The sequence below is a fragment of the Desulfurivibrio nitratireducens genome (assembly GCF_044068515.1).
Classification (GTDB): domain Bacteria; phylum Desulfobacterota; class Desulfobulbia; order Desulfobulbales; family Desulfurivibrionaceae; genus Desulfurivibrio.
In genome coordinates this window covers 61,226-72,961 of the sequence record NZ_JBIPKI010000007.1, presented here as the reverse complement: position 1 = coordinate 72,961, position 11,736 = coordinate 61,226, and the positions used below count along the sequence as shown (strand labels likewise).

The following is an 11,736-nucleotide window of genomic DNA, read 5'->3' as shown; positions in this document are numbered from 1 at the left end:
ATTAAGGTGTATGCAAAGCGGCCGCCAAAAAAAACTGAACAACCTGGTTACAGGGAGTATAATTCGAGAGTACTGAGCTGGAACAGAAGCCAATCCTTCGCGGTTCGGAGCCCGTTACAAAAAGCGAAAAAACAAGCGCTCCGACAAACCCGGAACCGCTTTCCCCGCAGGGGTTCTTGCCCTGCGGCCCATAAACAGGCAACAAACCAGCAGGGAGGGAAATACCATGGATTATCGCAGCGGCAGCGCCGGCCGGATCTTCAGTATTCGTTTTGACGAGGGCGACGATTTCCTCGCAGGCTTGAACGAAATAATCCGGCAGGAGAATATCCGCGCCGCCTGGTTCTGGGTCATCGGCGGCTTGCGAAGCGCTGAGGTGGTCACCGGACCGCGAGAGCCGGTGATGCCGCCGGAGCCGGTCTGGGCCAATCTTGGCAACGTCCGGGAAACCCTGGGTGGCGGCAGCATCTTCCGGGACGAAAAAGACGAGCCCAAAGTCCACCTCCACGCCGCCTTGGGCCATCACGGCGAAACCATGACCGCCTGCATCCGCAAAGGCACCACCACCTACCTGGTTCTGGAGGTCTGCATTATCGAAATAGACGGCATCAAAGCCACCCGGCCCTGGTATCCGGAAGGCGGCTTCAACCGGCTGACCTTTGCTTGATTTTTTTTTATTGACACAGCAATTGATTTTTCAGCAGAATAAGCGGGAGCAAAATATAAAAGGATTCATCTGTTGTGTAACATTGGCCAGAGAGGGGTAAACATGGCAACCAAAGTTTCAGCCACCAAGAAACCGGCAGACAAAAGCAGCAAGAGCAAGCCCAGCCCCAAAAGCGCCAAATCAGCCGCGGCTTCTTACGAGTTCTGCCTGATGGCACCCGAAGCAACCGAAGTTTTTCTGGCGGGCGACTTCAACAACTGGGAAAGCAATCAGCACAAAATGCGGAAGTTCAAAAACGGCCTGCACAAGAAAAGCCTCAAGCTCAAGCCGGGGCGTTATGAATATCGCTTCGTGGTGGACGGCTCCTGGTGGACCGATCCCGCCAACGAACATCGTTGCGCCAATGCTTACGGCGAAGATAATTCGGTGATTGAGATCAGCTAAGCCGAACCGGGACCGGCAGAAGCAGCCGCTCCTATTTAGGCATCGGTGCCGGACCTTATCGCTTGGTTCCTCCCGGACAAAAAAAGCTCCGATCATAAACGTGATCGGAGCTTTTTTTATTTCGGAGCAGGTAAAGCGCCGGCCGGGCGGGTTACTTAATCCGGACCATTTCTCCCCCCGGCTTGACCGCGTCGCCAACCTTGACGGCCAGGCTTTCCACCAGGCCGTCAAGCTGGCTGTTGATCGGAGTCTGCATTTTCATCGCCTCGAGGATCAGCAGCCGATCCCCGGCCTTGACCTCGTCTCCGACCTTGACGCTTACCTCGCAGACATTGGCTCCGAAGGGGGCGCGCACATCTCCGCCCTTGGCCAACTCCTCGATCTCCCGCTTGGACAGCTTGACCACTTTAGCCCCGCCGTTTCCGGATCCTTCCGCAACTTCCGGTTCAAACTCGTAACGACGTTCATGGTGGTCCACATTGAGGTAAACGTGGGCCTTGCCGGCTTCGTCATGCTGCATGGGACCGACTTCCACGACATGCTCCTTGCCGTAATGATCGCGGAACTTGATAATCTCGCCCAGCTTGAAACCGCCCCGCCGCAGGAGCACCGAAGGGGGCAGCATGTAGACCTTGCCGAATTTTTCTTCGAACTTGAAGAAGGCCACGGCGTCGTTGGGATGCTGGAGGTAGGAGACCAGTTGCTGTTCCGTCGGTTCATAACCCAGTTTTTCCTCCAGGTCCTGGCGCTCCTTTTCGATATCCATATCCTCGATCTGGTCCATGCCGCCTTCCCTGGCCAGCAGTTCCCGCCAGTCGGGCCCGAAAATCTTTTCATAGATCCAGTCCGCCGGCTGGTAGAAGGGGAAGGGGCCGTATTTGCCCAGCAGCAAATTCTTCAAGTCCCCGGAGGGATTGCCGTAACGCTCCCCGCCCTGGACATTGGCCACCGCCGTGGTCCAGAGAATCTGGGAGCCGGGGGTCACACTCCAGAAATTGCCCAGTTCCTTCTGCACCTTGGGCAGTTCCTGGTGAAGGATGGTGGGCATTTTATCGAGAAAGCCTCCCTTGGTGGCCTGCTCAAAGCTGCTGCCGGCCGCTCCACCCGGCAGTTTGTGGATCTGCACGGTGGGGTCGAACCCTTTGAACTGGGACTCAAAGTACTCGTAATATTTGCGCTCGCTGCGCAGAGCCTCGGAGGTTTCCACCACCGCTTCCTCGTCCAGGCCGATGGCCTTGTAGCCGTAGTCGCTCAAGGTGTTGACCGCGGAAAGAACCGAAGGCGGTCCGTAGAAACCGGAAAAGGCATGATCGGAGGCATCGACGATTCTGGCTCCGGCCTGGACGGCGGCGGTAATCCGGCCGACATCGTTGCCGTCGGTGTTGTGGCCATGATAATGGATCACCAGATCCGGGTGTTTCTGGAGAATAGCGCTCACCAGGTCCCCGATCCGCTTGGGGGTGCCCAAACCGCCATGGTTTTTGATGCAAAGAATGATTTCCGGGCCGGTAACCTTCAGAATTTCCTCGACCTTTTTGACGTAGAAATCATTGGTATGCTCCGGGCCGGTGGAAAAGCAGACGGCCGGTTCGAGGATTTTTCCCGCCTTCTGCACCTCTTCGAAAACCGCGACCATATTGGGCACATGGTTGAGAAAATCGAAGACCCGCCAGACATCGACGTACTTGGCAAACTCCCGGACTACCAGGCGGATCACGTTCTGGGGATAGGGCCGGTAACCGAAAAGATTGATCCCCCGGCACAGGGTCTGGAACATGGTCTTGGGCATTTTCTCCCGCAACAGTTCCAGTTTGAGAAAGGGATCCACCTGCTTGCGGAGAATATCAACATGGATCGAGGCTCCGCCGGTGATTTCCAGGGAAAAATAGCCCGCCTGCTCCCGGGGTTTGGCTGCCAGCAGATCGGTATGCAATAAAATCCGGTTTTTATAGTCCGACTGGGACAGATCGCGGGCGGTATTGGTTACATAATAACCATCCGCCCGGCGCAGGTTGGCCAGCGCCTCACTGGGGCTCATGCCGTGGACAATGCGTTCCATGCTCTTATCTCCTCATCAAGTTTGCCGGTGGCCGCCATGCGAGGGTTCCGGCCGACCATCTCAATATCAGCTTAAATTCTGGCAAGGCCCGGATCGGGTCGACGGGAATAAGCCGGGGCGACGATCCCATCCGTCCGCCCCGGCCTTCTCCCCGCCTCATTGCCGGGGGTTAAATGGCGTAAGGGTTCTGTTTGCGGTAATGGATCTCGGCGATCAGGTGCGCCAGTTTGCTGCCCTCCGATTCCACGTCTTCATATTCCAGCAGGTAGCTGTGGGTATCGAGGAAGGAGGTGTTGAAGTCTCCCTTCTCGAAATCGGGATCGTCGATCACCCGCAGATAAAAGGGGATCGTGGTCTTGGGCCCGATAATGACGAAGTTGTTGAGGCAGCGACGCAGGCGATCCACCGTTTCGTTCCAGGTAAAGCCGTGCACGGTGAGCTTGACCAGCAGGGAATCGTAAACTTCGGGAATGGTGTAGCCCTGGTAACCGAAGCCGTCCAACCGCACTCCGTAGCCCCCGGGAGAACGATAGACCGCCACGGTTTTGCCCCCCTCGGGCATGAAATTGTTCTGGGGATCCTCGGCGTTGACCCGCACCTCGATGGCGTAACCGCGGATCTGGACATCGCTCTGGGCAAAGGACAGTTTCTTGCCCAAAGCCAGCTTGATCTGGGTCCGGACGATATCGATGCCGGTCACCATCTCGGTCACCGTATGTTCCACCTGGACCCGGGTGTTGATTTCCATGAAATAGAAATTGTAGTCTTCATCCACCAGGAACTCGACGGTGCCGGCATTGAAATAACGTGCGGCCCGGGCGGCTTTAACCGCGGTCTGACAGATGGTTTCCACCAGTTTTTTGTCCGGGATCAGGGATGGCGCGATCTCAATAAGTTTCTGGTTGCGGCGCTGGATCGAACAGTCACGGGAGCCGAGATGGACGGTGGTCCCTTCCTTGTCGGCCATGACCTGAACTTCAATGTGCTTGGGATTGAGCACCAGCTTTTCAAGGAATACCGCGTCGTTGTTAAAGGAGGCTTTGGCCTCGGCCCGGGCCACGGGAATTTCCGCCCGCAACTGCTGCTCGTTGTCGATCCGGCGAATCCCCCGTCCTCCGCCCCCGGCGGTAGCCTTGAGCATCACCGGATAGCCGTGGGCCCGGCAGAATTCCACCGCTTCGGCCACGCCGGCCTCACCCGGGGCCAGGCTGGAGGTGCCGGGCACCATGGGAATCCCGGCCTCGGCCATGATCCGGCGAGCTGTAACCTTGTCGCCCAGGGCCTGGATAACATCGGAAGGGGGACCGATGAAAATAATCCCGTTATCCTCGCAGGCCTTGGCAAAATCCGGATTCTCGGCCAAAAAACCATAGCCGGGATGAATGGCCTCGGCCCCGGTTTTTTTGGCGGCGGCAATCACTTTGTCAATATTGAGATAATCAGAACGGGGTCCATCGCCAAGCCAGACCGCTTCGTCGGCGGTGCGGATATGCAGAGCCTCGTTGTCCGGGGACTCGTAAACGGCCACGGCGCTGTAACCCAGCTCTTGAATAGCGCGGATAATGCGCAGGGCGATCTCGCCGCGGTTGGCAACCAGTATTTTCTTCTTCAAGACACACCTCTCTGGCAAGGACTTAATATATTAACATAAGGATATGACACAATGCGGAAAAGGCCCCGGAAATACTCGCAAAAAAGGGGGCCACCCTGAACACGGCAGCCCCCGGCGAGGACCATTGAAGAACACGCTGAACAATATATTTACCACAGAACAGTTGCCCAGGCAAGACCACACCCGTCGATTTTGGCCGGTGACCCTCAGGGAGGGAATCCTGGCCAGGGGAAGCAGATCTCCACATCTGAACTCTCAGTCGGAACGAGGTCCGGCTCCCCGATGCAGCGGCCCGGAAAAAGGCGGCCTCCCAATTTGGCCAACCAGCCAGCCCCCCCCCCGCAGCCGGCCGGAACCCTACATCTTTGCCAGCGCGGCGGCGGCCGCCGCTTGCTCAGCCTCCTTTTTGCTGCCGGCCTTGCCCCGGCCCAGGATTTCCCCCCGGAAAATAACGACGGAGGAAAAAATCTTGTCGTGGGACGGACCCTCTTCTCCTTCCAGGTGATAAGCGGGGGCTTCTCCGTAGCGTTCCTGGAGCAGTTCCTGCAGAGTGCTTTTGGCGTCAGTGTGCTCAAGGGCCGGGGTACCTTCAAGCCAGGGCAGAAAGAGCTTCCGCAGCATTTGCTGGGCCGCCTCGCAACCCCCGTCAAGATAAACCGCGCCGATCACCGCCTCAAAGGCGCCGGCCAGGATAGAGGGTTTGGTGTTGCCGCCGCTTTTCTTTTCTCCCCGCCCCAGCAGAATAAAGGCGTCCAAGCCGATTTCCCGGGCCATCAGGGCCAGATGGGATTCATTAACCAGCGCGGCCCGGTGCCGGGAAAGGTCGCCTTCCCGCATCCGCGGATGCAGCTCGTAGAGCAAGGCCCCCACCGCCAAATCGAGCACGGCATCGCCAAGAAACTCCAGCCGTTCGTTGTTGCGCCGCAATTTGCCGCCGCCGCGCTCGAAGGCGTATGAACTATGAACCACGGCCTGGCGCAGCAGGGCCTGATTCCGAAAGCGGTAGCCCAGGCGGGCAATGCATTCTACAAGTAGATCCTGTTCGGCCATATTTTCCTTGTCAAACAGCCCAAGTCTGTTTATTTTTCTTTTCTTACCCAAACGGCGGCGTAGCCAAGTGGTAAGGCAGTGGTCTGCAAAACCATTATTCACCGGTTCAAATCCGGTCGCCGCCTCCAGCAAAAACCAGGGGGATCACCAGTTTTACGGTTGATTCCCCTTTTTTTAGCAACTCCCCGAGGGGCTTGCCCCGGCAGCCCCGTTGCGCAAGGATAGATCCATGGCCCGGCCCCTGGAGGAAAAAATCGAAAAAGCCCTGCTGGCGGGGGAAAGCCGCCAAGCCATTGTCGCCCGGCTCAAAGAGCAGGAAGATCCCCGGACGCTGCTGTTTCATGTCAACAATATCTCCCATCCCGGAGTCCGGGGCAAGTACCTCTATCTCAACCTGCTGCTTGGCCTGATCCTGCTCTTTATCACCAGCAAAAAAATGCTGACCATCGTCCAGTTCGGAGCCATCGATTTTTTTCTCTTTCTCTCCCTGGTCCCGGTGGTGATCAACTTTTATCTGCTCCGGGAGATACTTCGTTTCCGGCGAATCGGCTACCAGTTTCTCCTGGTTCTGGCCCCGCTTTCGCTGTTATTGCCGGAAAATCGGATTTATCCGGAATTTCCTCTGATTCTGTTAATGACCGCCCTGGCCGCCTTTCTTTTCCTCAAAATGTTTCCCCGGCGGGATTTGATCCGCAGCCTGGAAAAATGATAAACTTGGCCGGACAAGGCGGCTCACCCCCTTGACCCCCGGCGAAAGTCCCGCGCTCTGGCCCGCTGCCGGCATGATGGCGGCGCAGCGGCTGGCCCGAGCAAACGGCTTGGCCAACATGGAGCTTTTGGCGATGTCCCCCAAAAAAAATGTCCATAATATCGCCCCGGAAACGGTGCTGGATTTTCTCCGGCATACCCTGCCCTTCAACGAACTTGACGATTCTACCCTGCTGGAGCTCGCGCGCCACTGCATTATCGACTTCATCCCCAAGGGTACCGTGATTTTTCGCCAGGGGGAAACCGAGGTCGAATACTTTTACCTGATTCAAAAAGGCGGGGTTAAAATTTATCTGGAAGACGACCATGGCGAAGTCACCCTCAAGGATTTCCGCGGCGAGGGGGAGTATTTCGGAGCTTTGCCCATCATCCAGAACACCAAGGCCAACCTTAACGTGGAAACAGTGGAGGACACCTTCTGCTTCCTCTTCACCAAGGAATCCTTCCGCCACCTGCTTGATTCCTCCCCCAAGGTAAGTCATTACTTTCTCCGCCGGCTATCGGAAAAACTGGTCAACACCGCTTACGCCGAACTCCGCCACCATCGGGTCGCGCCCCGGACTGAAAGCGCGCTTTACCTCTTCTCCACCCAGGTCGGCACCACCATCAAGGGTAAACCCCAGACCATCGCCGGCAGCGCATCGGTACGCCGGGCCGCCGCTAAAATGGCCGAACTGCGCATTGGCTCGCTGCTGGTTACCGACCCCGAGGGCAAGATCTTCGGTATCGTCACCGACAAGGATCTGCGGACCAAGGTGGTGGCCGCCGGGCTGGATTACCAGACCCCGGTGGAGAAAATCATGGCCTCCCCGGTCCAGACCATTCCCGCCCACGCGGTTTGTTTCGACGCCATGCTGCGCATGATGCGCCTGCGCATCCACCATCTCGCCGTGGAAAAACAAGGGGAAATCATTGGCATGATCACCACCCACGATATCATGCTGCTGCAAGGCTCCTCCCCCTTGTATCTTTTCCGGGAAATCCTGGCCCAACGTTCCCTGGAAGGCCTGCATCCCCTCGCCCGCAAGGTGCCCACCGTTGTCAGAACCCTGATCGAGGAAGGGGCCAAGGCCAACAATATCACCAAAATGATTACGGTTTTGAATGATCATATCCTGGAACGTCTGCTGTCACTGCTCATCGAGGATTTGGGACCGCCACCGCTGCCCTTCTGCTGGTTGCTGATGGGCAGCGAAGGCCGCAGCGAGCAGACTTTCAAGACCGACCAGGACAACGCCCTTATTTACGCCCCGCCCGAAAACGATGAACAACGGGCCGCCGCCGAAAAATATTTCAAAATGTTGAGCGAAAGGGCCATTGAAAACCTGGTGGCCTGCGGTTATCCTCTCTGCCCCGGGGACATGATGGCTTCCAATCCCAAGTGGCGAATGACGGCCCCGGACTGGAAAAAATGCTTCGACAACTGGATTTACAACCCAGTGCCGAAAGATGTCATGCATTCGGCGATATTTTTCGATTTCCGGGGCGGTTACGGAGATCTCTCCCTGGCCGAAGATCTGCGCCGCCACCTGGTTAAAGCCATTCCCGGCCAGGATATTTTTCTTTATTACCTGGCCAAAAACGCCCTGGATGCCCGTCCACCGCTATCTTTTTTCCGCAATTTCATCGTTGAGAAGGACGGCGAGCATCGCAACGCCCTCAATCTCAAGACCAAAGGGCTGGTCCCGTTTGTCGATTTCGCCCGCATTTTCGCTCTCAAGCACGGCATAACCGAGAGCAACACCCTGCTCCGGCTGCAATTGCTCCAGGAGAGGGGGCATATCGGCTACGAGATGTACCATGAAACCATTAAAGCCTATGAATTTCTAATGCAGTTGCGCCTGGTGCACCAGTTGCGCAAGATGGAGGCTGAGGAGGAACCAAACAATTACATAAACCCGGCCAGTCTGTCCGACCTTGAAAAACAGACCCTCAAGGAATCCTTTGAAGTGGTGAGGCGGTTGCAGAGCCATATCAAGACGGAATTCCGGTTGGGCGAACGCTGATTCACGCCGCGATGCTCCATAACCTGTTCGCCCGTCTGGGCCTCATTCCCCCCTCCCACCCGCTCTTCGCCGAAAACTGGCACCACTTCAAGCGGCTGGACCAGAACCTTCCTCTCAGCGCATACGAGTTTGTGGTCTTCGACACCGAGTTGACCGGACTGAATCGCCAGCGGGACGAGATTGTCTCCATTGGGGCCGTCCGGATTCGCGATCTCCGGATCATGGTTGGCGACACCTTTTATGTCCGGGTCAAGCCGCCCAAAGCTCTGCCCAAGGACAGCACTCTGATTCACCGGATTACCCCGCAGCAGATCGAAGAAGCACCCTCGCTGGCGGCAATACTGCCCAGCTTCATCTCCTACTGCGGCAGGTCTCTGCTGGTGGGGCACTATGTGGGCCTGGACGTAGCTTTTTTGAACCAGGCCTGCCGCCGTTATTACGGCGCCCCGGTGTCCAATCCCTGCCTCGATACCATGCGCCTGGCCCAGACTTACACCGAAATGCAGTGGCGAGACTACCACGACCGTTTCCGGATGGATCTTTCCTTCAACCTGGCCGCCTTGACCAGCCAGTACGGCCTCCCCCGGTTCACCCATCACGACGCCTATGAGGACGCCCTTCAAACCGCCTATCTCTTTATCTTTCTGGTCAAAAAAATGCACAGCCAGGGCATAGTCACCCTCAAGGATCTGTACAATTCCGGCCAGGCCTGGCGCAAGATCTTTTACTGACACAAAGTGGCACTTAACAGTCCCTTTAATTTTCCTGTTGATTTTTGCTTGACCTTTGCTTAGACTGGCCAGCTGTTCTGGTTCCGGTACATCTTTATAATCCGGGCGGGCCGCGGAAACGGGGGTTTCGGGTGTTCGCTCACTAATTTTGCGCTAAGGAGGGTAGCAATGAGCAAAGACCTGTCCATCTACTGGAAAAAGAATCTTACCTACATGGTGATTCTCCTCACTATCTGGGCCGTGGTTTCCTACGGCTGCGGCATCCTTTTCGTGGAGACGCTCAACCGTTTCCACATGGGTGGTTTTCCCCTGGGGTTCTGGTTTGCCCAGCAGGGTGCCATCTATGTCTTCGTGGTTCTGATCTTCGTCTATTACATTCTGATGCAGAAGCTGGACCGGGAATTCGACGTCAACGAATAATCCTGCTCAACCGCGCTTCGCCCGGCCGCGCAGCGGATCAAATCCGTCGATTTTGGGGGATCAACGGATATTTGCGGCTTTCAGCGAGCAACGGTTAACCAAAAAACATATATATCCAAATATATCTTAAGGAGAGAAACCATGTCGATTCTGGCCTGGACCTACATTATGGTGGGTCTGACCTTCAGCATCTACCTCACCATTGCCTGGATTTCCCGGGTTAAAACCACCAAGGGATTTTACGTGGCCGGCGGCGGGGTTTCCCCCCTGGCCAACGGAATGGCCACCGCCGCCGACTGGATGAGCGCCGCGTCCTTCATCTCCATGGCCGGAATGGTTTCCTTCATGGGTTACGGTGGTTCCATCTACCTCCTGGGCTGGACCGGCGGCTACGTGCTGCTGGCCTTGCTGCTGGCCCCCTACCTGCGTAAGTTCGGCAAATTCACGGTGCCGGACTTTGTCGGCGATCGTTATTACTCCGATACCGCCCGTTTCGTCGCCCTGATCTGCGCCATCTTCATCTCACTGACCTATGTCGCCGGCCAGATGCGCGGGGTCGGCATCGTTTTCAGCCGTTTTCTCGAAGTCGATGTCAACACCGGGGTTTTCATCGGCATGGCCATCGTCTTTTTCTATGCCGCCCTCGGTGGGATGAAAGGGATTACCTACACCCAGGTGGCCCAGTACGTGGTCCTGATCATCGCTTACCTGATTCCGGCGGTGGCCATCTCGATCATGATCACCGGCCACCCCCTGCCCCAGATCGGCTTCGGCGGGGCGATTTCCGATGGGCCCAATACCGGCAAATACCTGCTCGAGACCATCGACGCCCTGCACCGCGATTTGGGTTTTGCCGAATACACCCAGGCTTTCGGACCGGGCAGCAAAAGCATGCTGGATGTTTTCTGCATCACTCTGGCCCTGATGGTCGGCACCGCCGGCCTGCCCCACGTGATCATCCGCTTCTATACCGTACCCAGCGTACGCGGCGCCCGGATTTCGGCCGGTTACGCCCTGCTTTTCATCGCCATCCTCTATACCACCGCTCCGGCCGTAGCTTCCTTTGCCCGTTACAACATGATCAACACCCTGCATGAAACCCCCTACAGCGAGGCGCCTTCCTGGGTGCGGAACTGGGAGCAGACCGGCCTGATTGCCTGGGTCGACAAGAATAACGACGGGATCATCCAGTACGGGCCCGGCGACGCCTTCAGCGGTCGCCCCAGCTTCACCGGTGAGGCCGGCGAATGGGGTCAACGGCTGCTGAACAACACTCCCACCGACAACGCCAATGAAGTCTTTATTGACCGGGATATCATGGTGCTGGCCAACCCGGAAATCGCCCAGTTGCCGGCCTGGATCATCGCCCTGGTGGCCGCCGGTGGCCTGGCGGCAGCCCTATCCACCGCCTCCGGTCTGCTGATCGTGGTTTCATCCTCGATTTCCCACGATCTCTATTACCGCATGATCAACCGCAAGGCGACGGAGGCGCAACGGCTCCTGGTGGGCCGGGTAATGATCGGTCTTGCGGTCATGGTCGCGGGATACTTCGGAATCAATCCACCAGGATTCGTGGCCCAGGTGGTGGCCTTTGCCTTCGGCTTGGCGGCCTCCTCCTTCTTCCCGATCATCGTGCTGGGCATTTTCGACAAACGCACCAACCGGGAAGGAGCCATCGCCGGGATGATCCTGGGGATGGGCTTTACTTTCCTCTATATCATCCATGTCAACTTCATGGGGGCCGCGCCCTGGTTCCTGGGGATCAGCGCTGAAGGCATCGGCGCGGTGGGCATGGCCCTGAACTTCATCGTCACCCTGGTGGTTTCCCGGCTGACTCCGCCCCCGCCCAAGGAGGTTCAGGAAATGGTGGACAGCATTCGCTACCCGCGGGGGGCCAGCAGCGCCTACGATCATTAATTACAATGGCTAAACCAACCTGGCTCGACCAGCCCCGGGGACTTGTTTGCCCACGGGGCTGG

At 57.2% G+C, this 11,736-nt stretch carries 10 protein-coding genes and 1 tRNA gene; 8 read left to right on the top strand and 3 right to left on the bottom strand.

The window, feature by feature from the left end:
• The first annotated feature begins 226 nt into the window (after window positions 1-226).
• Both ACHHTY_RS04150 and ACHHTY_RS04145 read left to right on the top strand, forming a co-directional pair.
• A complete protein-coding gene (locus tag ACHHTY_RS04150) occupies window positions 227-667 on the top strand; it encodes a PPC domain-containing DNA-binding protein (RefSeq protein WP_395492802.1) in 441 nt (146 codons plus the stop codon).
• A 102-nt stretch (window positions 668-769) separates the two neighbouring features.
• A complete protein-coding gene (locus tag ACHHTY_RS04145) occupies window positions 770-1,111 on the top strand; it encodes an isoamylase early set domain-containing protein (protein ID WP_395492801.1) in 342 nt (113 codons plus the stop codon).
• A 151-nt stretch (window positions 1,112-1,262) separates the two neighbouring features.
• Here the strand turns inward: ACHHTY_RS04145 and ACHHTY_RS04140 are convergent, their stop codons facing one another.
• The 3 genes from ACHHTY_RS04140 to rnc form a co-directional block, all read right to left on the bottom strand.
• Window positions 1,263-3,170, bottom strand: a complete 1,908-nt coding sequence (locus ACHHTY_RS04140) for a biotin/lipoyl-containing protein (RefSeq protein ID WP_395492800.1) — start codon at window positions 3,168-3,170, stop codon at window positions 1,263-1,265.
• A gap of 169 nt (window positions 3,171-3,339) precedes the next feature.
• Window positions 3,340-4,782, bottom strand: a complete 1,443-nt coding sequence (locus ACHHTY_RS04135) for an acetyl-CoA carboxylase biotin carboxylase subunit (protein WP_395492799.1) — start codon at window positions 4,780-4,782, stop codon at window positions 3,340-3,342.
• A 357-nt stretch (window positions 4,783-5,139) separates the two neighbouring features.
• Window positions 5,140-5,832 carry a ribonuclease III gene (gene rnc, locus ACHHTY_RS04130; protein ID WP_395492798.1) on the bottom strand — a complete coding sequence of 231 codons (693 nt, stop codon included), beginning with the start codon at window positions 5,830-5,832 and terminating at the stop codon, window positions 5,140-5,142.
• 53 nt (window positions 5,833-5,885) lie between these two features.
• On the opposite strand from rnc, the gene ACHHTY_RS04125 reads away from it, so the two are divergent.
• The 6 genes from ACHHTY_RS04125 (at window position 5,886) to ACHHTY_RS04100 (ending at window position 11,674) form a co-directional block, all read left to right on the top strand.
• Window positions 5,886-5,960: transfer RNA gene (locus tag ACHHTY_RS04125), tRNA-Cys, on the top strand.
• A gap of 101 nt (window positions 5,961-6,061) precedes the next feature.
• Window positions 6,062-6,541: a hypothetical protein gene (locus ACHHTY_RS04120; protein WP_395492797.1), complete on the top strand. Its 480-nt coding sequence runs from the start codon at window positions 6,062-6,064 to the stop codon at window positions 6,539-6,541.
• A gap of 133 nt (window positions 6,542-6,674) precedes the next feature.
• Complete coding sequence (locus tag ACHHTY_RS04115; protein WP_395492796.1) at window positions 6,675-8,606, top strand: putative nucleotidyltransferase substrate binding domain-containing protein; 1,932 nt, start codon at window positions 6,675-6,677, stop codon at window positions 8,604-8,606.
• 11 nt (window positions 8,607-8,617) lie between these two features.
• Complete coding sequence (locus ACHHTY_RS04110; protein ID WP_395492795.1) at window positions 8,618-9,337, top strand: 3'-5' exonuclease; 720 nt, start codon at window positions 8,618-8,620, stop codon at window positions 9,335-9,337.
• 168 nt (window positions 9,338-9,505) lie between these two features.
• Window positions 9,506-9,757 carry a DUF4212 domain-containing protein gene (locus ACHHTY_RS04105; RefSeq protein ID WP_395492794.1) on the top strand — a complete coding sequence of 84 codons (252 nt, stop codon included), beginning with the start codon at window positions 9,506-9,508 and terminating at the stop codon, window positions 9,755-9,757.
• Window positions 9,758-9,898: 141 nt separating this feature from the next.
• Window positions 9,899-11,674: a sodium:solute symporter family protein gene (locus ACHHTY_RS04100; RefSeq protein WP_395492793.1), complete on the top strand. Its 1,776-nt coding sequence runs from the start codon at window positions 9,899-9,901 to the stop codon at window positions 11,672-11,674.
• Window positions 11,675-11,736: the final 62 nt, after the last annotated feature.

Bases quoted from the DNA above. Each gene is read 5' to 3' on its own strand.
- ACHHTY_RS04100 (WP_395492793.1), top strand. From the start codon at position 9,899: ATGTCGATTCTGGCCTGGACCTACATTATGGTGGGTCTGACCTTCAGC.
- ACHHTY_RS04150 (WP_395492802.1), top strand. From the start codon at position 227: ATGGATTATCGCAGCGGCAGCGCCGGCCGGATCTTCAGTATTCGTTTT.
- ACHHTY_RS04120 (WP_395492797.1), top strand. From the start codon at position 6,062: ATGGCCCGGCCCCTGGAGGAAAAAATCGAAAAAGCCCTGCTGGCGGGG.
- ACHHTY_RS04140 (WP_395492800.1), bottom strand. From the start codon at position 3,170: ATGGAACGCATTGTCCACGGCATGAGCCCCAGTGAGGCGCTGGCCAAC.
- rnc (WP_395492798.1), bottom strand. From the start codon at position 5,832: ATGGCCGAACAGGATCTACTTGTAGAATGCATTGCCCGCCTGGGCTAC.
- ACHHTY_RS04115 (WP_395492796.1), top strand. From the start codon at position 6,675: ATGTCCCCCAAAAAAAATGTCCATAATATCGCCCCGGAAACGGTGCTG.
- ACHHTY_RS04145 (WP_395492801.1), top strand. From the start codon at position 770: ATGGCAACCAAAGTTTCAGCCACCAAGAAACCGGCAGACAAAAGCAGC.
- ACHHTY_RS04110 (WP_395492795.1), top strand. From the start codon at position 8,618: ATGCTCCATAACCTGTTCGCCCGTCTGGGCCTCATTCCCCCCTCCCAC.
- ACHHTY_RS04105 (WP_395492794.1), top strand. From the start codon at position 9,506: ATGAGCAAAGACCTGTCCATCTACTGGAAAAAGAATCTTACCTACATG.